This window comes from Rhodovulum sp. BSW8, assembly GCF_003314725.1.
GTDB lineage: Bacteria > Pseudomonadota > Alphaproteobacteria > Rhodobacterales > Rhodobacteraceae > Rhodovulum > Rhodovulum visakhapatnamense.
In genome coordinates this window covers 302,389-323,481 of record NZ_QNVX01000005.1, presented here as the reverse complement: position 1 = coordinate 323,481, position 21,093 = coordinate 302,389, and the positions used below count along the sequence as shown (strand labels likewise).

General features: G+C 68.1%; 21 protein-coding genes and 1 riboswitch. Of the genes, 8 read left to right on the top strand and 13 right to left on the bottom strand.

Annotated elements, in window-relative coordinates; all coding sequences use genetic code 11:
- The first annotated feature begins 20 nt into the window (after window positions 1–20).
- Complete coding sequence (locus DSD19_RS03775; RefSeq protein WP_207802417.1) at window positions 21–458, top strand: paraquat-inducible protein A; 438 nt, start codon at window positions 21–23, stop codon at window positions 456–458.
- A 30-nt stretch (window positions 459–488) separates the two neighbouring features.
- Here the strand turns inward: DSD19_RS03775 and metH are convergent, their stop codons facing one another.
- Complete coding sequence (gene metH, locus DSD19_RS03770; RefSeq protein ID WP_113668575.1) at window positions 489–4,250, bottom strand: methionine synthase; 3,762 nt, start codon at window positions 4,248–4,250, stop codon at window positions 489–491.
- A 118-nt stretch (window positions 4,251–4,368) separates the two neighbouring features.
- A riboswitch (cobalamin riboswitch) is annotated at window positions 4,369–4,581 on the top strand.
- Between the two features lie 30 nt (window positions 4,582–4,611).
- On the opposite strand from metH, the gene DSD19_RS03765 reads away from it, so the two are divergent.
- Window positions 4,612–4,980 (top strand): hypothetical protein, encoded by a 369-nt coding sequence (locus DSD19_RS03765; protein ID WP_113668574.1) that lies wholly within the window; start codon window positions 4,612–4,614, stop codon window positions 4,978–4,980.
- Window positions 4,981–5,002: 22 nt separating this feature from the next.
- Here the strand turns inward: DSD19_RS03765 and nikR are convergent, their stop codons facing one another.
- Complete coding sequence (gene nikR, locus DSD19_RS03760; protein ID WP_075787564.1) at window positions 5,003–5,467, bottom strand: nickel-responsive transcriptional regulator NikR; 465 nt, start codon at window positions 5,465–5,467, stop codon at window positions 5,003–5,005.
- Window positions 5,468–5,609: 142 nt separating this feature from the next.
- Between nikR and DSD19_RS03755 the strand changes: the two genes are divergently transcribed.
- The 5 genes from DSD19_RS03755 to DSD19_RS03735 are packed head-to-tail and all read left to right on the top strand — an operon-like array spanning window position 5,610 to window position 10,318.
- Window positions 5,610–7,172, top strand: a complete 1,563-nt coding sequence (locus DSD19_RS03755) for an ABC transporter substrate-binding protein (protein ID WP_113668573.1) — start codon at window positions 5,610–5,612, stop codon at window positions 7,170–7,172.
- Window positions 7,169–8,149: an ABC transporter permease gene (locus tag DSD19_RS03750; RefSeq protein ID WP_113668767.1), complete on the top strand. Its 981-nt coding sequence runs from the start codon at window positions 7,169–7,171 to the stop codon at window positions 8,147–8,149. The genes DSD19_RS03755 and DSD19_RS03750 overlap by 4 nt, the downstream gene beginning before the upstream one ends.
- Window positions 8,146–8,994, top strand: a complete 849-nt coding sequence (locus DSD19_RS03745; RefSeq protein WP_113668572.1) for an ABC transporter permease — start codon at window positions 8,146–8,148, stop codon at window positions 8,992–8,994. Before DSD19_RS03750 ends, DSD19_RS03745 begins: the two co-directional genes overlap by 4 nt.
- Window positions 8,994–9,713, top strand: coding sequence for an ATP-binding cassette domain-containing protein (locus DSD19_RS03740; RefSeq protein WP_113668571.1), 720 nt, complete (start codon window positions 8,994–8,996; stop codon window positions 9,711–9,713). The genes DSD19_RS03745 and DSD19_RS03740 overlap by 1 nt, the downstream gene beginning before the upstream one ends.
- Window positions 9,707–10,318 carry an ATP-binding cassette domain-containing protein gene (locus DSD19_RS03735; RefSeq protein WP_113668570.1) on the top strand — a complete coding sequence of 204 codons (612 nt, stop codon included), beginning with the start codon at window positions 9,707–9,709 and terminating at the stop codon, window positions 10,316–10,318. The genes DSD19_RS03740 and DSD19_RS03735 overlap by 7 nt, the downstream gene beginning before the upstream one ends.
- Before the next feature lie 12 nt (window positions 10,319–10,330).
- Here DSD19_RS03735 and DSD19_RS03730 read toward each other — a convergent pair whose 3' ends face one another.
- From DSD19_RS03730 to DSD19_RS03680, 11 genes are all read right to left on the bottom strand, one after another.
- On the bottom strand, window positions 10,331–11,779 hold the full coding sequence (locus DSD19_RS03730; protein ID WP_113668569.1) for a tryptophanase: 1,449 nt from the start codon (window positions 11,777–11,779) through the stop codon (window positions 10,331–10,333).
- Between the two features lie 144 nt (window positions 11,780–11,923).
- Entirely contained in the window at window positions 11,924–13,144 is a 1,221-nt protein-coding gene (locus DSD19_RS03725; protein WP_113668568.1) for a cysteine desulfurase, read from the bottom strand.
- Window positions 13,137–13,739, bottom strand: coding sequence for a Yip1 family protein (locus DSD19_RS03720; RefSeq protein WP_113668567.1), 603 nt, complete (start codon window positions 13,737–13,739; stop codon window positions 13,137–13,139). Before DSD19_RS03720 ends, DSD19_RS03725 begins: the two co-directional genes overlap by 8 nt.
- A 34-nt stretch (window positions 13,740–13,773) precedes the next feature.
- Window positions 13,774–14,253: a YIP1 family protein gene (locus DSD19_RS03715; RefSeq protein WP_075785724.1), complete on the bottom strand. Its 480-nt coding sequence runs from the start codon at window positions 14,251–14,253 to the stop codon at window positions 13,774–13,776.
- A 1-nt stretch (window position 14,254) separates the two neighbouring features.
- Window positions 14,255–15,541 carry a Fe-S cluster assembly protein SufD gene (gene sufD, locus DSD19_RS03710; RefSeq protein WP_113668566.1) on the bottom strand — a complete coding sequence of 429 codons (1,287 nt, stop codon included), beginning with the start codon at window positions 15,539–15,541 and terminating at the stop codon, window positions 14,255–14,257.
- Window positions 15,541–16,296, bottom strand: coding sequence for a Fe-S cluster assembly ATPase SufC (gene sufC, locus DSD19_RS03705; RefSeq protein ID WP_075785722.1), 756 nt, complete (start codon window positions 16,294–16,296; stop codon window positions 15,541–15,543). Before sufC ends, sufD begins: the two co-directional genes overlap by 1 nt.
- Window positions 16,297–16,307: 11 nt before the next feature.
- Window positions 16,308–16,619, bottom strand: a complete 312-nt coding sequence (locus DSD19_RS03700) for a heavy metal-binding domain-containing protein (protein WP_075785721.1) — start codon at window positions 16,617–16,619, stop codon at window positions 16,308–16,310.
- Window positions 16,620–16,632: 13 nt separating this feature from the next.
- Entirely contained in the window at window positions 16,633–17,010 is a 378-nt protein-coding gene (locus DSD19_RS03695; RefSeq protein ID WP_075785720.1) for a hypothetical protein, read from the bottom strand.
- Window positions 17,007–18,539 (bottom strand): Fe-S cluster assembly protein SufB, encoded by a 1,533-nt coding sequence (sufB, locus tag DSD19_RS03690; protein WP_113668564.1) that lies wholly within the window; start codon window positions 18,537–18,539, stop codon window positions 17,007–17,009. Before sufB ends, DSD19_RS03695 begins: the two co-directional genes overlap by 4 nt.
- Window positions 18,540–18,610: 71 nt before the next feature.
- Window positions 18,611–19,657 carry a cysteine desulfurase family protein gene (locus DSD19_RS03685; protein ID WP_113668563.1) on the bottom strand — a complete coding sequence of 349 codons (1,047 nt, stop codon included), beginning with the start codon at window positions 19,655–19,657 and terminating at the stop codon, window positions 18,611–18,613.
- Window positions 19,658–19,778: 121 nt separating this feature from the next.
- Window positions 19,779–20,240: an Rrf2 family transcriptional regulator gene (locus DSD19_RS03680; RefSeq protein WP_113668562.1), complete on the bottom strand. Its 462-nt coding sequence runs from the start codon at window positions 20,238–20,240 to the stop codon at window positions 19,779–19,781.
- A gap of 149 nt (window positions 20,241–20,389) precedes the next feature.
- On the opposite strand from DSD19_RS03680, the gene DSD19_RS03675 reads away from it, so the two are divergent.
- Window positions 20,390–21,043 (top strand): alpha/beta hydrolase, encoded by a 654-nt coding sequence (locus DSD19_RS03675; protein ID WP_113668561.1) that lies wholly within the window; start codon window positions 20,390–20,392, stop codon window positions 21,041–21,043.
- Window positions 21,044–21,093 lie beyond the last annotated feature (50 nt).

Below are 21,093 nucleotides of genomic sequence, written 5' to 3'. Positions count from 1 at the left end.
GTCCGGCCGTGACCCTGCGGCTGCTGCGCTTCGCCAATCTGGCGCTGCTGATCCTCTTCCCCATCGCCTGGGCCGCGCCACTGTTGCGCGCGGGGCTCCTGCCGCTGTTCGGGATGTCGGAAATCTCGGTGCTGTCGGGGCTGGCCTCGCTCTGGCAGGCCGATATCTTCCTCGCGCTGCTGGTGACGCTGCTGGCGCTGGTCGCGCCCTATGCCAAGACCGTCGGGCTGGCGCTGGTCCAGTACGATCTGGCCTCGCCCCGGCTGCTGCCCGCGATCCATGTCATGGGCAAGCTCGCCATGGCCGATGTCTTCCTGATCGCCATCTATGTCGTGGTCGCGAAAGGGGTGGGCCTCGGCCGGGTCGAAACCGCCTGGGGGCTTTACCTCTTCACCTTCTGCGTACTGGCCTCTCTGGCATTGTCGAGCCTGACGGCCCGGGTGATGCACCGGACCTGACGCCCGGCATGGTCCGCCGGGCACCTGTCTTCAGGCCGCCGCCGCGTCGCCGGCCTTGCCGGGCGTGTAGTTCAGGACCGGCGCCAGATGGCGTTCGGCCTCGGCGAGCGCAATCCCCTTCCGCGCGGCATAATCGGCGACCTGATCGGCCTCGACCTTGCCGACCCCGAAATAGAAGCTGTCGGGATGGGCGAAATAAAGCCCCGAAACCGACGGCCCAGGCCACATCGCCATGCTTTCCGTCAGGCGGATGCCCACGGCCCGTTCCGCATCGAGCAGCCGGAAGAGCGTCGTCTTCTCGGTATGGTCGGGCTGGGCCGGGTAGCCCGGCGCGGGGCGGATGCCCTTGTAGGGCTCGGCGATCAGCTCTTCGGGGGTGAAGGTCTCATCGGGTGCATAGCCCCAGAGGCTGCGGCGCACTTCCGCATGCATGCGCTCGGCGAAGGCCTCGGCGATGCGGTCGGCCAGCGCCTTGACCATGATCGCGCCATAGTCGTCATGCTCGGCCGCCATGCGCTCGGCAATGGCGATTTCCTCGGAGCCCGCCGTCACCGCAAAGCCGCCCAGATAATCGGGCGCGGTGCCTTCGGGCGCCACGAAATCCGACAGCGCCGCATTGGCCACGCCCGGTCGCTTGACGGTCTGCTGGCGCAGGGTGTGGAAGGTGGCGAGCGTTTCCTTGCGGTCCTCGCCCGTGTAAAGCCGCACATCGTCGCCCACCGCATTGGCGGGCCAGAAGCCCACCACGCCCTTCGGCGCGAACCAGTCGCCCTGCACGATCCGGTCGAGCATCCGCCGCGCATCGTCGTAAAGCGCCCGCGCCGCCTCGCCCTTGGCCTCGTCCTCGAGGATGCGGGGAAAGACGCCCTTCATGTCCCAGGCGTGGAAGAACGGAGTCCAGTCGATATGCGCCGCCAGATCGGCCAGATCCCAGCGGTCATAGACCCTGGTGCCGAGGAAGGAGGGCTTCGCCGGCGTGTAGCCCGTCCAGTCGATGGCGATCCGGTTGGCGCGGGCGGCCACGAGCGGCAGGCGCTTCTTGGCGGCCTCGCCGCGGGCATGCTTTTCGGCGATCTCGCGATACTCCTCGCGGATGCCCTCGACATAGCCCGACCGCTGGTTGTCGCTCAGCAGCGCGGACACGACGCCCACCGCCCGGCTGGCATCGGTCACATAGACCGCCTGCCCCGCCGTGTAGTTCGGCGCGATCTTCACAGCCGTATGCACCTTGCTGGTCGTGGCCCCCCCGATCAGCAGCGGAATGTCGAAGCCCTGCCGCTGCATCTCGGAGGCCATGTGAACCATCTCGTCCAGCGAGGGCGTGATCAGCCCCGACAGGCCGATGATGTCGACTGCGTGCTCCTTCGCGGCGGCGATGATCTTCTCGGGCGGGACCATGACGCCCAGATCGACGATTTCATAATTGTTGCAGGCCAGCACGACGCCGACGATATTCTTGCCGATGTCATGGACGTCGCCCTTGACGGTCGCCATCAGCACCTTGCCCGCAGCCTCGCGGCGGCCGTCCTTTTCGGCCTCCATATGGGGCAGCAGCACGGCCACGGCCTGTTTCATCACGCGGGCCGATTTCACCACCTGCGGCAGGAACATCTTGCCCGCCCCGAAAAGGTCGCCCACCACGTTCATCCCCGCCATCAGCGGGCCCTCGATCACGTGCAGAGGCCGCTCGGCCGCCAGCCGGGCCTCTTCGGTATCGGCCTCGATGAATTCGGTGATGCCGTTGACCAGAGCATGTTCCAGCCGCTTCCCGACCGGCAGCTCGCGCCAGGACATGTCCTTTTCGCGGGCCTGAGACCCGCCCTGCCCGCGGTATTTCTCGGCCAGCTCCAGCATCCGCTCGGTCGCATCGGCGCGGCGGTTCAGCACCACGTCCTCGCAGGCCTCGCGCAGCTCGGGATCGATCTGGTCATAGACCGCCAGCTGACCGGCATTGACGATGCCCATATCCATCCCCGCCTGGATGGCGTGGTACAGGAACACCGCATGCATCGCCTCGCGCACGGGCTCGTTGCCGCGGAAGCTGAAGGACAGGTTCGACACGCCGCCCGAGATATGGACATGCGGGCAATCGGCCGTGATCCGCCGCGTGGCCTCGATGAAATCGACGCCGTAATTGTCATGCTCCTCGATGCCGGTCGCGACGGCGAAGACGTTCGGGTCGAAGATGATGTCCTCGGGCGGAAAACCGACTTCTTCGGTCAACAGCTTGTAGGCGCGGGCGCAGATCTCGACCTTGCGGTCCTCGGTATCGGCCTGGCCCTTCTCGTCGAAGGCCATCACGATCACCGCCGCACCATAGGCCCGGCACAGCCGCGCATGATCGAGGAAAGCCTCTTCGCCCTCCTTCATCGAGATCGAGTTGACGACCGGCTTGCCCTGCACGCATTTCAGGCCCGCCTCGATCACCTCCCATTTCGAGCTGTCGATCATCACCGGCACGCGGGCGATGTCGGGTTCGGCGGCGACGAGGTTCAGGAAGTCGATCATCGCCTGTTTGCTGTCAATCAGCCCCTCGTCCATGTTGACGTCGATGATCTGGGCGCCGTTCTCGACCTGGTCGCGCGCCACATCGAGGGCGGTGGCGTAATCCTGCTCCTTGATCAGCTTGCGGAACCGGGCAGAGCCGGTGACGTTCGTCCGCTCGCCCACGTTCACGAAGGGGATGTCGTCGGTCAGGGTGAAGGGTTCCAGTCCCGAGAGCCGCATCTTCGGCGCGATCTCGGGGATCTTGCGCGGGGCATGCCCCTCGACCGCCTTCGCCACGGCCGCGATATGGTCATAGGTCGAGCCGCAGCAGCCGCCGACGATATTGACCAGCCCGTCTGTCGCGAAGCCCTCGACCAGGGCCGCCATCTCGTCGGGGGTCTGGTCGTACTCGCCCATCTCGTTCGGGAGCCCCGCATTGGGATAGGCGCAGATCAGCGTGTCGGCCACGGCCGAAAGTTCCGCCAGATGCGGGCGCATCGCATCGGCGCCAAGCGCACAGTTCAGCCCGACGGTCAGCGGCCGGGCATGGCGCACTGAATGCCAGAAGGCCGTCGGCGTCTGGCCCGACAGCGTGCGCCCCGACAGGTCGGTGATGGTGCCCGAGATCATAACGGGCAGGCGCAGGCCGGTTTCGGCAAAAACCTCTTCGCAGGCGAAGATCGCGGCCTTGGCGTTCAGCGTGTCGAAGATCGTCTCGATCAGCACCAGGTCGATGCCGCCCGCGATCAGCCCGTGCAGCTGTTCGGCATAGGCGATGCGCAGATCGTCGAAGGTGACGGCGCGGTAGCCGGGATCGTTCACGTCGGGGCTGATCGAGGCGGTCCGGTTGGTCGGCCCCAGCGCGCCCGCGACGAAGCGATGCCGCCCGTCCTCGGCCTCGGCCCGGTCCATCGCCTTGCGCGCCAGCCGCGCGCCCGCCTCGTTCAGCGCGAAGACCTTGTCTTCCAGCCCGTAATCGGCCTGGGCGATGGCGGTCGAGGAAAAGGTGTTGGTCTCGACGATATCGGCACCCACCAACGCATAGCGATAGTGGATCTCTTCGATCACGTCGGGGTTCGTCAGGTTCAGAAGGTCGTTGTTGCCCTTTTGCGGCTTGTCGCCGTGCAGATGACAGGCGCAACCGCCGCCAGGACCGGTGAAATCCTCCTCGGTCAGGCCGAGCTTCTGGATCTGGGTGCCCATCGCCCCGTCCAGCACCAGGATGCGCTCGGCGGCGGCGGTGCGAAGGGTCTCGAAAACGGGCGACAGCGAAAGGCGGGCGGGGCGGGGCGCAGGTTGGGTCATGGACGGCAGATATGGCCTTCGGCCGCTCCTGTCCAATTCATGTTTGTCAGGATCTTTATGAGGCCGCTTCACATTGCCGAACGACCCGCTGCGCCATTGACAGCCGCCCGCCCCGCCGGGTACCGCTTGCGGCGATGGTTCCCGCAGGCCTTGCCGGCTGCGCGGGTGAAAAGGGAACGCGGTCCGCCGGAACCACCGGCAAAGCCGCGGCTGCCCCCGCAACTGTAGGCGGAGAGCCCCCCGAGACGGCCACTGGACCCGCAGGTCCGGGAAGGGTCGGGGCGGCGATGACCCGCAAGCCAGGAGACCTGCCATCCAAGCGTGCGAACCCGGGCGGGGTGCCCCGGCAAGGAGATCCGCGATGGATGACATCGGGGGCCGTCATGGCCCGGTTTTTCGTGACGAGGTTCCGGGCGGGGCCGGTCTGCCGGCGATGCTGGAGATGGTCCTGATGCGGCTTGCCGCCTGCCCCGAAACGGGCGCACGGGCGCGCGAGCTGGGTCAGCTCGGCTTCATGCAGTGGCTGGGCAGCCTGCCCGGCCGGGCCGATCTGCCCGCCGCCGCCCGCGCCGCCGAGGCGCAGGCGGCACCGGGTCCGGCCACGGCCGCGCTGGACGAGTTCCGGCGCCTGCTGGTGCAGATCCGCGCGATGCCGCCCCGGCCGCTGGATCTGGCCCTGCCGCGCCCTTGCCGCCGGGGCGGCGCCCGGGCGCGGCGGCTCAGGCTTTAGGCCGGTCCCGCCGCCGCCGGGGTCAGAAGCGGTCCAGCACCCGCAGGTGATCGTGGGTATGCGCCCGCTCGCCATGCAGGTGAAACTCGACCTCGGTCCGCACCGGGATCAGAACGGTCTGTCCGTGCCGCACGCCGCGTTGCAGGAACAGGCTGTTGGCATAGGCCTGGACCGAGCCCACCGTGCCCCGCATCACCGCCACCTCGACCGCCGCGTGATGGTCAAGCGGCACCGACAGCGCCGCGATGGCCGCGTCGTGGTGCTGCTGGCGGCTTTCGGGCACCAGCCGCCCCAGATCGCGCTGCGCCGGGTCCATGGCATAGGTCACGACGCCCACGCATTCGGCCGCCTCTGGCGCATCCTGATCGAGCCCCCGGCGGATCAGGTCGCGCAAGGCCTCGGACCGGTTCGACGCGCCAGACCGGTCCATGAAGGCGTCAAGCGCCTCAAGCAGGTCGTCCTCGATGGTGATCGTGATGCGCTGCATGGGGCCCCTCCCGCTTTGCGGCGACTTTGCCCGCGAAGCCGCGCACGAACAAGAGCCGGGCGAACAAGAGACAGAACCGCGCTTGGCATTCCCGCCCCTCCGGTCGTATGAATATCGAACACATAAATCATACCGAGTCCGCATGCGCCCCCTGTCCTCCCTTGCCCTTGCCGTTTCGTTGAGTCTGCCGCTGGCCGCCGAGGCGGCCCCGCCCTTGGTGCTGGCGGTGGGCGGCGAGCCCGAGACCGGTTTCGACCCGATCATGGGCTGGGGCCGCTACGGAAACCCGCTGTTTCAGGCAACGCTCCTGCGGCGCGAGGCCGATCTGTCGCTGGCGGGCGATCTTGCGACGGGCTGGACGCTGTCGGACGACCGGCTGACCTGGACCATCACGCTTCGCGACGATGCCCGCTTCTCGGACGGCACGCGGCTGAGCGCCGAGGATGTGGCCTTCACCTTCAACGCCGCACGCGACGGCGACGGGCTGACCGATCTCAAGGTGCTGAAAGAGGCCCGCGCGACCGGCCCGCTGACCGTCGAGCTGGAACTCCGCCATCCGCAGATCACCTTCACCGGCGATCTGGCGACGCTGGGGATCGTGCCGAAGGCATCCTATGGGCCGGATTACGCCCGCCACCCGGTCGGCGCCGGGCCGTTCCGCCTGGTCGAATGGCGCGAGGGCGAACAGCTGATCGTCGCGCCGAACCCCTACTGGCACGGCCCCGAGATCCCGTTTCCGCGCGTGACCTTCGTCTTCGGGGCCGAGGCGGCGGGGCTGGCGCTGGCGCGCACCGGCGCGGCGCAGATCGTCGCCGTACCCCCGGCCGAGGCCGATGCCCCGCCAGAGGGGATGCAGGTGCTGCATGTGCCCAGCGTCGACAATCGCGGGGTGATGTTCCCGATGCGTCCAGCGGGCGGCACGACCGCGGAAGGAGCCCCCATCGGCAATGACGTCACCGCCGACCGGGCCATCCGGGTGGCGGTCGATCAGGCGGTGGACCGGACCGCGCTGCTGGCGCTGGCGGTCAACGGCCATGGCGCCCCCGCCCATGGCCCGGCCGACGGGCTGCCCTGGGACAACCCCGCCGACCGCCTGTCCGAGACCGGCCCGGATGCCGCGCGCGCCACGCTGGAATCGGCGGGCTGGACCGATGCCGATGGCGACGGGCTGCGCGAGAAAGGCGGGCTGAAGGCGCAGTTCCAGCTGGTCTATCCCGCCTCGGATTCGGTGCGGCAAGCGCTGGCGCTGGGGGTCGCCGAGGCGCTGAAACCGGTCGGTATCCGGGCGATCCCCGACGGCCGGAGCTGGGACGAGATCGGGCGGCTGATGCATTCCGAACCGGTGGTCTTCGGCTGGGGCTCGCACGACCCGTCGGAGGTTTTCAACCTTTATGAGAGCAGCCTTGCGGGCCGGGGCTGGTACAATCCGGGCTTTTACGCAAACCCGGCGGTCGATGCCCATTTCGCCGCCGCCGAAGCCTCTGAAAGCTACGAGGCCTCGCTGCCCGAATGGCGCGCCGCGCAATGGGACGGGACCACCGGCTTTGGCGCGAAGGGCGACGCGGCCTGGACCTGGCTGATCAATATCGACCATTCCTACTGGGTCAGCGACTGCCTCGATCTCGGCCCGATCCAGACCGAGCCGCATGGCCATGGCTGGCCGATCACACAAGGGCTGCCCGGGTGGCGCTGGACCTGCGAATGACAGGCTGGCTCGGGCGGCTGCTGGTCGAGCGGCTGATCCGGCTGGCCTGGTTGCTGCCGCTGGCGATGGCGGGGCTTTTCACGCTGGTCTCGCTGGCCCCGGTCGACCCGATCACGTCCTATGTCGGCGCCCGCGTCGCCGAGGTCGGCCCCGACCAGCGCGCAGCCATCGCCGAAGCCTGGGGGCTCGACGCGCCCGCGCCCGAACGGTTCGCGCTGTGGCTCGGTCACATCGCGCGCGGCGATCTGGGCAGATCGATCACCTTCAACGCGCCCGTCGCCCAAGTGCTGACGGGCCGCGCCGGGGCCTCGCTGACGCTGATCGCGCTGGCCTTGCTGATGTCCTTCGCGGTGGGGCTGAGCCTCGGGCTGACCGCCGCCGCGACGCGCGGGCGCTGGCCCGACCGGGCGATCCGGGGCTTTGCCGTGGTGCTGACGGCAAGCCCCGGCTTCTGGGTCGCGCTTTTGCTGATCGCGCTTTTCGCCGTCGGGCTGGGCTGGCTGCCCTCCTGTTGCGCGGCCCCGCCCGGTCTGACCGCCGACGAGGCCGATCTGGCCGCGCGACTGCGCCATCTGATCCTGCCCGCCGCGACCCTGTCGGTGGTGGGCACCGGCCCGCTGATCCTGCATAGCCGCGCCCGCACCGCGGCCTTTCTCGAAAGCCCCGCCGCGCGCCATCTGGCGGCCCATGGCGCGCGCCCCGGCTGGCTGGCCTGGAGGCCGGGGCTGCGCCATGCGCTGGGCCCGGCGCTGGCCGTGCATCTGGCGGGCACGGGCGAGCTGATCGGCGGGTCGGTTCTGGCCGAGACGGTCTTTGCCTGGCCGGGTCTCGGGCAGGCGACGGTGCGCGCGGCGCTGGGCGCCGATGCGCCGCTCTTGCTGGGGATCGCACTGGCCACGCTGATCGTGGTCTTTCTGGGCAATCTCGCCGCCGATATCGCGGCGCGGCTTTTAGACCCCAGGCTGAGGCAGGCATGACGACCGCCCCTGCCCCCGCCATGGCCTTTGCCGCGCCGGTGCGCCGCGATCTGCTGATCCGGGGCGGGCTGGCGCTGGGGCTTGTCGCCGTCCTTCTGGGGGCGGCGCTTGCCCTGCCGCCCGAAGGCCCGCCCGTCAGCGCGCTGTCGCGAAATCTCGGCCCATCGCTTGCACATCCCTTCGGCACCGACAGTCTGGGGCGGGACATGGCCCTGCGCACCGCGCTGGCGCTGGCCACCTCGATCAAGGTCGGGCTGTTCGCGGCGGTGCTGTCGACGGCGGTCGCGGTCGTGTTCGGGCTTGCCGCCGCCTCGCACCGACTGGCCGACCGGCTGGTGGGGGTCGCGACCGAACTGGCGCTGGGACTGCCGCATTTCGTGCTGATCCTGCTGATCGCCTATGCCGCGGGCGGCGGCATGGCGGGCGTGATCCTGGGCGTCGGGCTGACCCACTGGCCCCGGCTCACCCGCGTCCTGCGGCTCGAGGCGCAGACGGTCGCCGCCTCCGACTATGTCGCGATCTCGCGCGGGCTCGGGCGCGGGCCGGTCTGGATCGCACGCCATCATCTGGCACCGCATCTGATCCCGCAGATCGTGGCGGGCTTCGTGCTGATCTTTCCGCATGCCGTTCTGCACGAGGCGGGGCTGTCCTTCGTCGGACTCGGCATTCCGCCGCATCTGCCCTCGATCGGGGTGATCCTGGCGGACTCGCTGCGCGCGCTGATGGCCGGGCACTGGTGGGTTGCGGTCTTCCCGGGCGCCGGTCTGATGCTGGTCGCGCTGACGGTGGAACGTTTCGGCGAGGCGCTGCGGCGCGCGGCCGACCCGAGCGAGGGGGTGGCCTGATGTTGCGCATCGAGGACCTGTCCGTCGCCTTCCGCCAGCATGACGGGCGCCTGACCCGCCCGCTTGAGGGTGTCAGCCTCACCGTCGCGCCCGGCGACTGTGCGGGGCTGATCGGCGGCTCGGGAGCCGGGAAAAGCCTGATCGCCGAGGCGCTGACCGGCACCCTGCCCCGCAATGCCGAGCTTTCGGGCCGGATCGAGGTCTCGGGCCGCATCGCTCTGGCGCCGCAAGCGGTGACGGCGCTCGATCCGCTGGCGCGGGCGGGCGCACAGATCGCACGGCTGGCGCGGCTTGCGGGGCGGCGCGCCGATCCGGCCGCGCTGATGGCACGGCTCGGCCTGCCCGAGGCCGCCCTGCGCGCCTATCCGCACGAGCTGTCGGGCGGCATGGCCAAGCGGGTCCTGATCGCGACGGCGCTGGCGACCGGGGCCGGAACCCTGATCGCCGACGAACCGACGCTGGGGCTCGACCCCGGGGCGGCCGACCGGATCATGGCGCTGCTGGGCGGGCTCGCCGCCGAGGGCACCGGCGTTCTCATCATCAGCCACGACCTGCCGCGGCTGGTGGCGACGACGACCCGCGTGACGGTTCTTTGCGAGGGCCGCCCGGTCGAGACCGCCCCGGCCGCCGCCTTCCCCGAGGGGCTGACCCACCCCTTCACCCGCGCGCTGTGGGACGCGCAGACCTGGACCGCAACCGAGTCGGCCGAGGCATGCTGAGCGCCGAGGACATCCGCCACGGCTTCGGCGGCCGCGACGTGCTGCGCGGCGTGTCGCTGCGCCTTGCCCCGGGCGAGGTGCTGGGGATCGGCGGGGCCTCGGGCGCGGGCAAGTCGACGCTGGGGCGCATCCTTGCGGGCCGGACACGGCCCGAGGGCGGCCGCGTCCGCTGGCAGGGCGCGGGTCTTCCCGGCAGGGGGCCCTGCCCGGTCCAGCACGCGCCCCAGTCGCCCGATGCCGCGACCGACCCGCGCTGGCCGGTGGCGAAGATCCTGAAGAATGGCGGGCCGCCCGATGCCGGGGCGGTCGCGGCGCTGGGCATCCGTGCGGACTGGAGCCGCCGCCTGCCCGGCGAGCTGTCGGGTGGCGAACTGGCCCGGGTGTCGCTGGCGCGGATGATCCGGCCCGAGACCCGGGTGCTGATCTGCGACGAGATCACCGCCCAGCTTGACGCGCTGGCGGCGCGCGATCTGTGGCAGGCGCTGTTGCCGCTGGCACGGGCGCGCGGCATGGCGCTGATCGTGATCAGCCACGATGCCGGGCTGCGCCGCGCGCTGGCCGCGCGCGACACGGTGCTGACGGACGGGCGGCTTTGCCAGGCCTGACCGGGACAGCCCTCAGAGGCTGTCGCCGAAATCGGCCTTGAACTGCGCCACCAGCCTTTGCTGCCAGTCCGAGACCGGCGCGAGACGGCCGTAGAAGAAACGCAGGATCTCGGGTTCCTCGACGAAGGTCAGCCCGCCCACCAGCCTGCGGTTCTGCCAGAGCCAGTCGATCCGGTCGATGGCGTATTTGACCTGCGACAGGGTGAAGACCCGGCGCGGCATGGCAAGCCGCACCAGCTCCATATTGGCCAGCGGCTCGGTGCCGTCGGGGGCGCGCTGTTCGGACAGGGTGCCGCGCTCCATCCCGCGCACGCCCGAGGCGATGTACAGCGCCGAGGCCAGCGCCCCCGCCGAATACTGCGGCTGCGGCACGTGATCGAGGAAGCGCATCACGTCGATATGACAGCCAAGCCCGCCCGCCGGCGTGATCACCGGAATGCCGCGGCGGTCGAGTTCGCCCACCATGTAGGCGATGAATTGCGGCCCCTGCGAGATCATGTCCTCGTCCATGGTCTCTTCTAGCCCGACGGTCAGCGCCTCGATCTCGCGCACCGACATGCCGCCATAGGTCAGGAAGCCCTCGTAAAGCGGCACGAGCCCCCGCATCCGGTTGTAAAGCGCCTCGTCGCGGACGCAGATCGCGCCGCCGCGCGCACAGCCGAGCTTGCGGGCCGAGAAATAGATCACGTCGCACAGATCGGCGATCTTGCGGGTGATCTCGTGGATCGACAGATCGCGGCAGGCGGCCTCGCGGGTCTTGAGGAAGTAGAGGTTGTCGGCCATCAGGCTTGCGTCATAGACCAGCGTCAGCCCGTGCCGGTCGCAGGCCGCGCGCACCTCCTGCAGGTTCGCCAGCGAGACCGGCTGGCCGCCGATCAGGTTGGTGCCCGCCTCGACCCGGACGAAGGCGATGCGCCCGGCGCCATGTTCGGCCACCAGCCGGTCCAGCGCCGCGACATCCATGTCGCCCTTGAACGGCTCGTCCGAGGTGACCTCGAGCCCGCGGGCATGGATGATCTCCTCGACGCTGCCGCCGTTCAGCACGATATGCGCCTTGGTGGTGGTGAAGTGATAGTTCATCGGCACGATCGAGCCCGGCGTCACCATCACCTGCGACAGGATGTTCTCGCAGGCGCGACCCTGATGGGTCGGCAGGATGAACTCCATCCCGAAAATCTCGCGCAGCCGGGTTTCCAGCCGGGTATAGGTCGCCGATCCGGCATAGCTGTCATCGGCCACCATCATCGCGGCCACCTGCCGGTCGCTCATGGCGTTGACGCCGCTGTCGGTCAGCATGTCCATGAACACGTCCCTGTTCTGCAGAAGGAACGTGTTGTTGCCCGCCGCGGTGATCGCCGCGAGACGCGTGTCGATATCGGGCAGGGTCAGCTTCTGGACGACGCGGACCTTGTGCATCTCGAGCGGGACGGTCTCGCCGCTGAAAAAACGGACGCTGGGCATGGGGGTCTCCTCCTCGGGCCGATGTCACGGCCTCGTGATTGCGCAAGAAAGTTTCGCGCGCGGCCCCGCCCTTGGCACTGCGTCAAACACGCGCGCGGTGCCGGGACGGGAAGGAGGAGACGAAAAGGACCGGCAGGCGCCCGGTCAGGCAAAGAGGTCGCGGCAGAGTTCCAGCGCCTCGATCAGCCTGTCGACCTCTTCGGTGGTGTTGTACATCGCGAAGGAGGCGCGGCAGGTGGCCGTGATGCCCAGATGGTCCATCAGCGGCCCCGCGCAATGGTGGCCCGCCCGGACCGCGACGCCCTTCTTGTCAAGCACGGTCGAGATGTCATGCGGATGCGCCGGGCCTTCCAGCGTGAAGGAAAAGATCGCGCCGCGATGGTCGGCCTTGCCCTGCACCTGCAGCCAGTTGAGCCCGGTCAGCCGGTCCATGGCATAGGCGGTGATCGCCTTCTCATGGGCCGCAATGGCCTCCATCCCGACGCCCATCATGTAGTCGAGCGCCACGCCCAGCCCGATCTGCTGGACGATCCCGGGGGTGCCCGCCTCGAAGCGCATCGGCGGATCGGCATACAGGATGCCGTCCTTGTGGACCTCGCGGATCATGTCGCCGCCGCCCATGAACGGACGCATCTCGGCCATCCGCTCCTTGCGGATGTGGATCGCGCCCGAGGCCGAGGGACCGTAAAGCTTGTGCCCGGTGATGGCGTAGAAATCGGCCCCCAGCACATCCACGTTGACAGGCTGATGCACCGCGCCCTGCGAGCCGTCGACCAGCACCGGCACGCCCTTCTCGTGGGCGCCCTTCACGATGGCCGCCACATCGACCACGGTGCCCAGCACGTTCGACATCTGGGTGACGGCGACCAGCTTCGTCCGGGGCCCGATGGCGTCGATCACCGCCTGCGGGTCGAGATTGCCGTTGCCATCGACATCGACCCATTTCAGCACAGCCCCCTGCCGTTCGCGCAGGAAATGCCAGGGCACCACATTGGCGTGATGCTCCATCACCGACAGCACGATCTCGTCGCCGGGTTCGAAGCGCGGCGCGGCCCAGGCATAGGACACCAGATTGATGCCCTCGGTCGCGCCGGAGGTGAAGACGATCTCGTCCGCGTCGGCGGCACCGAGGAAGCGCGCGATGATGCCGCGCACCGCCTCGTATTTCTCGGTCGCGATGGTCGAGAGCGTATGCAGCCCGCGATGGACGTTCGCGTATTCCATCGCATAGGCCTGCGTCACCGCGTCGATCACGGCCTGCGGCTTCTGCGCCGAGGCGCCGTTGTCGAGATAGACCAGCGGCTTGCCGTTCACCTGACGCGAGAGAATCGGAAAATCGGCACGGATCTTGTGCACGTCATACATCGGGGATGGCTCCGGTCAGGGTGATACCGAGGATCGACAGGATCAGGCTCATCCCGAAGACGATCCCGATCATCGAGAAGACGATCATCGCGAAGGTTTTCAGGACCGAGGGAAAGCCGTGAAGAACGGCGACAAAGTGACTGAGAAGCCAGAAGAAAAGGCCGATGCCGAAAATGCCCACCAGGCCCGCGGCGGGCGGCAGCACGATCAGGAAGACAAGCTGCACCACCTGCAGGCAGGCCATGACGAACTGCAGCCAGACGGTCAGGGCCAGCGCACCGTCCAGATCCCCGGTGCCGCCGAAGACCCGGCCGATCCCGGCGATGGCATGCACCGTCACGACCAAAAGCAGCCCCTGCACCGCCCCCGCCGCGAGCGGGTAATGCATGAAGACCGGCATCATCGGGTCGACCGGCGCCGGGCTGATCAGCTCGCCCAGCTCGGTCAGCAGAACGCTGAGGATCACGACCAGAGCCAGCGCCTCCCACAGCACGGCACGCGGCGGGGCCAGCGACAGGATGCGCACCGCGCTGCCGCGCGGATCGGTGACGGTGTCGCGGGCCAGCAACAGCAAGGAGGGTCTGGGTTCGGTCATGATCGGGCTATCCTGCGTCTCGTCGGGCACGGGCCTACGCCTCGGCCTCGACCAGAGACAAGAGCCAAATCGCGAGAAAGGCAACCGCAAGAACGGTCGAGACCAGCGCCAGCGCCGGGCCTTCCCCGATGAACCCCGCCACCAGCCCCTGCAAAAGCCAGAGCGGCGAGACGCAAAGCAGCGTCCAGAACAGCGCCAGCCGGGCGGTGAACCAGCTGCCCTTGCCCCCGACCGCACGCGCAATCAGGTGGCTGAGCGCCGCGAGCCCGTAGAAGAACAGCGGCGCCAGCGCCATCCAGCCGAACAGCGCCGCGCCCAGAAGCGCCTCCAGCGGCACCTCGGGCGTCATGTAGGCCTCGCGCGCAAGGCGCGGCCATTGCCCGATGAAGATCAGGAAACAGGCGATCATCAGATAGATCAGCGCGCGATCCTCGCGCGGACCCATCCGCAACTGCCGCCGCAGCGCGGCGCGCGGTCCGCGCCACGTCGCGACGATTTCGGTGGTGACGGCCATCCTACCTCCGGTGCCGTTCGAGCCAGTCGGCAAGGCTGGCCACGACCTCGTCGCGCACGGCCTCGGCCTCGATCTCCTCGATGGCCTCGGCCAGGAAGGACAGGACCATCATGTCCTGCGCCTCGGCCTTCGGCACCCCGCGCGAGCGCAGGTAGAACAGCGCATCCTCGTCGATCGCGCCCGAGGTCGAGCCGTGCGAACAGGCCACGTCGTCGGCATAGATCTCGAGTTCCGGCTTGGCGAGGAAGTTTGCCTCTTCGTCCAGCAGCAGCGATTGCGAGATCTGGTAGCCGTCGGTCTTCTGCGCGCCCGCCTTGACGAGGATCTTGCCCTGGAAGACGCCGGTCGCACCCTTCCTCAGCACCTTCTTGAACACCTGACGGCTTTCGCAGTTCAGCGCGTCATGGGTGATGAAGACGGTGTCGTCGTGGTGGAAGCTGCCATCGCCCATGCAGGCGCCCGCGACATGGGCGGTGCCGTTGTCGCCGGTCATCTCGATCACCACCTCGTTGCGGGTCAGCGCGCCGTTCATGGTCAGGGTGAAGGACTTGAAGATGCTCTCCTCGCCAAGCCGCGCAAAGATATGGGTCGCGGCGCGGCGGTCATGGTCGCGGCCCTGGCTGCGCACGTGGTGGAAGGCGCCGCCATCGGCCACGTCGACCTCCATCACCTTGTTGAACCGCGCCGCCGCCGGGCCGGTTTCCAGCACGGTCAGATCGGCGCCGGGTTCGACCCGGATCAGGTGATGCAGGATCGCGTCCGAGGTCTCGTCGCAATGGCGATAGACCAGGTTCACCGGCTTCTCGACCTTGCCGGTGGCGCGGATCAGCACGCCATCGGTGGCAAAGGCGGTGTTCAGCGCGGCCAGCGGACGCGGCACCGGGCTCTGGCCGCGGGTCTCGAGCACGCCGTAAAGATCGGCCGCCCAGGAGATGTCCTGCGCCTCGGCCTCGGCCAGACGGGTGATCTCAAGCCCGGCCAGCGCCGGATCGTCGGACGCCTCGGGGTCGAACACCCCGTCGACGAAGACGAGACGCAGCCGGTCGATGTCCTCGAAGGTGGCGTTCTCGGCGGGCGGCAGCACCGCCGCCGGCACCGGCGCGGCCGAGATCAGCTCGTCGGGCCGGGTGAAGCGCCAGTATTCGTCGCGCCGCCCGGGCAGGCCCAGATCCTGCACCCGGGTCAGCGCCGCCTCGCGCAGGGGCCGCGTCCAGCCCGCCTGTACCGGCATCGCCAGCGAGGCCAGCCGCGCCTCGGTCGCGGTCAGTTTCGCCTGCGGCAGACCCATCACGCGACCTCCGCCAGGATGTCGGCATAGCCGTTCCGTTCGACCTCGAGCGCGAGATCGGGACCGCCGGTCTTGATGATCTGGCCGCGCGCCATGATGTGCACGACATCGGGCACGATATGGTCCAGCAGGCGCTGATAGTGGGTGATCACCAGAAAGCCCCGGTCGGGCGAGCGCAGCGCGTTGACCCCGTCGGCCACCAGCTTCATCGCATCCACATCAAGCCCCGAGTCGGTTTCGTCGAGGATGCACATCTTCGGTTCCAGCATCGCCATCTGCAGGATCTCGTTGCGCTTCTTCTCGCCGCCCGAAAAACCCATATTGACCGGGCGTTTCAGCATCTCGGCGTCGATCTTCAGATCCTTTGCCTTGGCGCGCACCTCCTTGAGGAAGGTGGCGGCGTCCATTTCCTCTTCGCCGCGGGCCTTGCGCTGGGCGTTCACGGCCGTCCGGAGGAAGGTCATGTTGCCCACGCCCGGGATCTCGACCGGGTACTGGAACGCGAGGAACAGACCGGCCGCGGCGCGTTCCTCGGCTTCCATTGCCAGCAGGTCGGCACCGGCCAGCGTGGCCGAACCGTCGGTCACCTCATAGCCGCCCTTGCCCGACAGCACATAGGACAGCGTCGACTTGCCCGACCCGTTCGGCCCCATGATGGCATGCACCTTGCCCGCCTCGACGGTCAGGTTGACGCCTTTCAGGATCTCCTTGCCCTCTTCTTCCAGCGAAGCGTGCAGGTTCTTGATTTCCAGCATGTCGATATCCCTTAGCTCAACGTGACGGCGGTGCCCGAAGCCGACACCATCAGCATGTTGTTGATGACTTCGTAATCCAGATCGACGCCGACCACGGCATTGCCGCCCATGGCTCGCGCCCGTTGTTCCAGTTCGGCCAGCGCGGTCTCGCGCGCCTCGCCCAGCGAGGCCTCGTAGGCCGAGGACCGGCCGCCGATGATGTCGGTGATGCCCGCGAAGATGTCGCGGAACACGTTGGCCCCCAGGATCGCCTCGCCGACGACGACGCCGTGATAGGCGATGATGGAGCGGCCCTCGACCGAGGGTGTGGTGGTGACGATCATGTCGCGTGTTTCCTCATTTCCCGTCCTGCCGGTCGCGCGCGACCACGCGCATCCAGGCAATCATGCAAAGCCCCCAAAGGCTGAAGAGCACGAGCCCCAGCAGACCCTCTGCCAGCGCCGCCTGCCCTTTCGAGAGCGGTACCAGCGTGCCGAGCCAGTCGATGGTTTCCTCGTCCTGGAGCGACGCGTAGAAGATCAGCCCCTGGGCAACGATCAGAAGCCGCATCCGCGTGGTCAGGAACAGCCGCCCGCCATGGCCCGGGATCGACGGAAGCGGCAGCAGCCGCCGCCGTCCTTCCGGGCCGCGCCCGCGGTCGGCCGCCGCGCGCCCGGTCTCGGCACCGGTGCCGCGGCCCGCGCCGGAGGCGGCCATCGTCTTCGGCCTGTTCACCCGACCGACCCTTCCAGGCTGATCGCCACCAGCTGCTGCGCCTCCATGGCGAATTCCATCGGCAGCGCCTGCAGCACGTCCCTGCAGAACCCGTTGATCACCAGGGCCACGGCTTCCTCCTCATCCATGCCCCGCGAGCGGCAATAGAAAAGCTGGTCCTCGTCCACTTTCGAGGTGGTGGCCTCGTGTTCCACCCGCGAGCTGCTGTTTCTCACCTCGATATAGGGGACGGTGTGCGCCCCGCACTTGTCGCCGATAAGCAAACTGTCGCACTGGGTGTAGTTTCGGCTGTTCTTCGCCTTCGGATGCATGCTGACGAGGCCGCGATAGGTGTTCTGGGCGTGGCCCGCCGAGATCCCCTTGGACACGATCCGGGACCGGGTGTTCTTGCCCAGATGCACCATCTTGGTGCCGGTATCGGCCTGCTGCCAGTTGTTGGTGATGGCGATCGAGTAGAATTCGCCCTGGCTGTCATCGCCCCTGAGGATGCAGGAGGGGTATTTCCAGGTCACGGCAGAGCCGGTCTCGACCTGGGTCCACATCACCTTGGACCGCGGGCCCCGGCAATCGGCGCGCTTGGTGACGAAGTTGTAGATCCCGCCCTTGCCGTTCTCGTCGCCCGGGAACCAGTTCTGCACGGTCGAATACTTCACCTCGGCATCGTCGAGGATCACGATTTCCACCACGGCGGCGTGCAGCTGCGCGGTGTCGCGCTGGGGCGCGGTGCAGCCTTCCAGATAGGAGACATAGGCCTCCTTGTCGGCGATGATCAGCGTCCGTTCGAACTGGCCGGTATTCTCGGCATTGATCCGGAAATAGGTCGACAGCTCCATCGGGCAGCGCACGCCCGGCGGCACATAGACGAAGGAGCCGTCCGAGAAGACCGCCGAATTGAGCGTGGCATAGAAGTTGTCGGACTGCGGCACGACCGAGCCCAGATATTTCTTCACCAGCTCGGGGTGGGTGCGGATCGCTTCCGAGATCGAACAGAAGATGACGCCCGCCGCCTGCAGCTCCTTCTGGAAGGTGGTGCCGACGGACACCGAATCGAACACCGCGTCGACCGCGACCTTGCGGCCCTCGGCGGGCGCGGCCTCGGCGCCCTCGACGCCCGCGAGGATCATCTGTTCCTTCAGCGGAATGCCCAGCTTCTGGTAGGTCTCCAGCAGCTTGGGGTCGACCTCGTCGAGCGATTTCGGCTTTTCCGCCATGCTCTTGGGGCGCGCGTAGTAATACTGCGCCTGAAAGTCGATCTCGGGATAGTCGACCATCGCCCAGTCGGGCTCTTCCATCTGCTGCCAGCGGCGGAAGGCCTGCAACCGCCACTCGGTCATCCATTCGGGTTCTTCATTCTTGGCCGAGATCAGGCGGACGATCTCTTCGCTCAGCCCCATCGGGGCGTAATCCATCTCGATCTCGGTATCCCAGCCGTACTTGTACTTGCCGGCCATCGACTGGACGGCCTCGACCGTCTCCTGGTCGACCCCCTCCTTGACGTTCTTCATGTCGGCCTTGTCCAAAGCAGCCATCCTGGTCTTCCGCCTCTCTGTCTTGGCCCGCCGATCCGCGGAGCCGGTCCGATCTGTCGGCCCGCGCGTCCTCAGCCCGCGCGAGCCCTGAATTTCGCCTCTGCCGCAAGCCAGGCCTCGGCAAAGCGCCTCACATCCTCTTCGGTCGTGCCCGGCCCCATCGAGACCCGGATCGCCGATGCCGCCACGTCCTCGCCCAGCCCCATGGCGGTCAGAACCCGGCTGGGGCGCAGCTTGCCCGAGGAACAGGCCGATCCGGCGGAAACCGCGAAACCGGCCAGATCCATCTGCATCACCTGTGTCTCGCCCTTCCAGCCGGGCGTGGCGAGGCACAAGGTGTTGGGCAGACGCGACGCCCCTTTCCCGACAAAAATAGTCTTATTTGCGCGCTCTGCAATCGTTAATTCTAGAATACTTCTAAAACGCTCGATTTCCGCCCAGTTTCCTGCGGCAAGCTCGGCAGCGGCGGCTTCTGCGGCGGCACCGAATCCCGCGATGCCGATCACGTTCTCGGTGCCCGCCCGGCGGCCAAGTTCCTGACCGCCGCCGCGAATCTGCGGCTCCATGTCGCAACCGGGGCGCATCACCAATGCCCCGATCCCCTTCGGTCCGCCAATTTTATGGGCAGAGACCAAACCCATCTGGCAGCCCAGCCAGTTGAAGGCGATCGGCAGTTTGCCGAATCCCTGCGTCAGATCGCAGACGGCCAGACCCTCGGGGATCTGCTGGATCACGCCGGTTTCGGAATTGGCCAGCTGAAGCGCGGTCCCGGCCGGATCGCGCACCGTGACCCGCCCCTCGGCATCGACCGGCAGACACGGGTCGATCCAGGCCGCCACCGCGTCATGCTCGATCTCGGCGCCCTGCAGCCAGCGCCCGGCGCAGGCCAGCGCCGCCGCCTCGCTCGCACCCGAGGTGAAGACGATCTCGGCGCCCTCGGCCCCCAGCGCCGCGGCCACCTGGGCGCGGGCCTTCTCGACCAGCCCGCGCGCGGCCCGGCCCTCGGCATGAACCGAGGACGGGTTGCCCACCACATCCATTGCCGCGATCATCGCGGCCTTCGCCTCGGGCCGCAGCGGCGCCGTGGCGTTCCAGTCGAGATATACCCGCCCGGGCATGGTCTTCCCCTTGTTCCGGCCCTTGTTCCGGGCCCTTGTTCCGGGCCCTTCTCCGGCCGCACCGCCGCCGGGCGGTCGACGGCCGCAAGGCGCGCGGGCGGCACCGCGACAGATGGCGGCGTCAGTCCTCGTCCACGATGTGGAAGAGCGCAGGCACCGCCGGACAGGGCGCAAGCCCGTTGCCGATCACATCCGACAGGCGGGCCTGGTGCAGGAACACATAGACATGCGCGCTGAGCCCTTCCCAAAGCCGGTTGGTCAGCGATTGCGCCCGCGTGCCCGAGGTGCCGCCCGAGACGCCCGCGCCGGTATGCATCGCGCTGACCGTCTCGTCGACCGCGCCCAGCACGTCAGAGACGCGGATATCCGCGGCCGGCCGCGCCAGCTTGTAGCCCCCGCCGGGGCCGCGCACCGATTCCACCAGCCCCGCCCGGCGCAGCTTGACGAAAAGCTGTTCGAGATAGGGCAGGGAAATGTTCTGGCGCTTGGAAATTTCCGACAGCGAGACCAGACACTCGTCCGGCTGCAAGGCCAGATCGGCGAGGGCGACCATCGCATAGCGCCCCTTGGTGCTGAGTTTCATCGACGCTCCCCCGGCAAACAGTTGACGCAGCCCCGGCGGACCATTACCTCCGGATGCACCCCGACCCGCGCCCGCCGGGTTCGTCCTGTCCTATGGAGCCCGTCCGATTTCGTCAAGAAATCGCGGGCACCGCGAATGAGAAGACACGCATGCCCGAGGTCATCTTTCCCGGACCCGAAGGTCGTCTGGAAGGCCGTTACCACCCGCAGAAAGACCGCGACGCCCCGATTGCCATCGTCCTGCATCCCCACCCGCAATTCGGGGGCACGATGAACAATCGCGTGGTCTACAGCCTGCACTACGCATTCTATAACATGGGCTTCACCGTGCTCCGGTTCAATTTCCGGGGAGTCGGCCGCAGCCAGGGCGAATACGACCAGGGCGTGGGCGAATTGTCCGACGCCGCCTCGGCGCTCGACTACCTGCAGTCGATGAACCAGAACGCCAAGCATTGCTGGGTCGCGGGCTTCTCCTTCGGGGCCTGGATCGGCATGCAATTGCTGATGCGGCGGCCCGAGATCACCGGTTTCGTCTCGGTCAGCCCGCCCGCCAACATGTACGATTTCTCGTTCCTGGCCCCCTGCCCGTCCTCGGGCCTGATCATCAACGGCTCCGCCGACCGGGTGGCACCGCCCGCCGATACCCGCGCGCTCGTCGACAAGCTGCACGAGCAGAAGGGCATCACCATCACCCATCAGGAGATCGAGGGGGCGGATCACTTCTTCCAGGAGCCGCACATGGACCCGATGATCGAGAACGTCAGCACCTATGTCCGGCGGCGCCTGACCGAAGGCACCCGCTGATCCGGCTGCGACGCCCCGTCGCGCCCCCCCCCACCCCGAAAAACGCTTCG

Bases quoted from the DNA above. Each gene is read 5' to 3' on its own strand.
- metH (WP_113668575.1), bottom strand. From the start codon at position 4,250: ATGACCCAACCTGCGCCCCGCCCCGCCCGCCTTTCGCTGTCGCCCGTT.
- DSD19_RS03765 (WP_113668574.1), top strand. From the start codon at position 4,612: ATGGATGACATCGGGGGCCGTCATGGCCCGGTTTTTCGTGACGAGGTT.
- nikR (WP_075787564.1), bottom strand. From the start codon at position 5,467: ATGCAGCGCATCACGATCACCATCGAGGACGACCTGCTTGAGGCGCTT.
- DSD19_RS03755 (WP_113668573.1), top strand. From the start codon at position 5,610: ATGCGCCCCCTGTCCTCCCTTGCCCTTGCCGTTTCGTTGAGTCTGCCG.
- DSD19_RS03750 (WP_113668767.1), top strand. From the start codon at position 7,169: ATGACAGGCTGGCTCGGGCGGCTGCTGGTCGAGCGGCTGATCCGGCTG.
- DSD19_RS03745 (WP_113668572.1), top strand. From the start codon at position 8,146: ATGACGACCGCCCCTGCCCCCGCCATGGCCTTTGCCGCGCCGGTGCGC.
- DSD19_RS03740 (WP_113668571.1), top strand. From the start codon at position 8,994: ATGTTGCGCATCGAGGACCTGTCCGTCGCCTTCCGCCAGCATGACGGG.
- DSD19_RS03735 (WP_113668570.1), top strand. From the start codon at position 9,707: ATGCTGAGCGCCGAGGACATCCGCCACGGCTTCGGCGGCCGCGACGTG.
- DSD19_RS03730 (WP_113668569.1), bottom strand. From the start codon at position 11,779: ATGCCCAGCGTCCGTTTTTTCAGCGGCGAGACCGTCCCGCTCGAGATG.
- DSD19_RS03725 (WP_113668568.1), bottom strand. From the start codon at position 13,144: ATGTATGACGTGCACAAGATCCGTGCCGATTTTCCGATTCTCTCGCGT.
- DSD19_RS03720 (WP_113668567.1), bottom strand. From the start codon at position 13,739: ATGACCGAACCCAGACCCTCCTTGCTGTTGCTGGCCCGCGACACCGTC.
- DSD19_RS03715 (WP_075785724.1), bottom strand. From the start codon at position 14,253: ATGGCCGTCACCACCGAAATCGTCGCGACGTGGCGCGGACCGCGCGCC.
- sufD (WP_113668566.1), bottom strand. From the start codon at position 15,541: ATGGGTCTGCCGCAGGCGAAACTGACCGCGACCGAGGCGCGGCTGGCC.
- sufC (WP_075785722.1), bottom strand. From the start codon at position 16,296: ATGCTGGAAATCAAGAACCTGCACGCTTCGCTGGAAGAAGAGGGCAAG.
- DSD19_RS03700 (WP_075785721.1), bottom strand. From the start codon at position 16,619: ATGATCGTCACCACCACACCCTCGGTCGAGGGCCGCTCCATCATCGCC.
- sufB (WP_113668564.1), bottom strand. From the start codon at position 18,539: ATGGCTGCTTTGGACAAGGCCGACATGAAGAACGTCAAGGAGGGGGTC.
- DSD19_RS03685 (WP_113668563.1), bottom strand. From the start codon at position 19,657: ATGCCCGGGCGGGTATATCTCGACTGGAACGCCACGGCGCCGCTGCGG.
- DSD19_RS03680 (WP_113668562.1), bottom strand. From the start codon at position 20,240: ATGAAACTCAGCACCAAGGGGCGCTATGCGATGGTCGCCCTCGCCGAT.
- DSD19_RS03675 (WP_113668561.1), top strand. From the start codon at position 20,390: ATGCCCGAGGTCATCTTTCCCGGACCCGAAGGTCGTCTGGAAGGCCGT.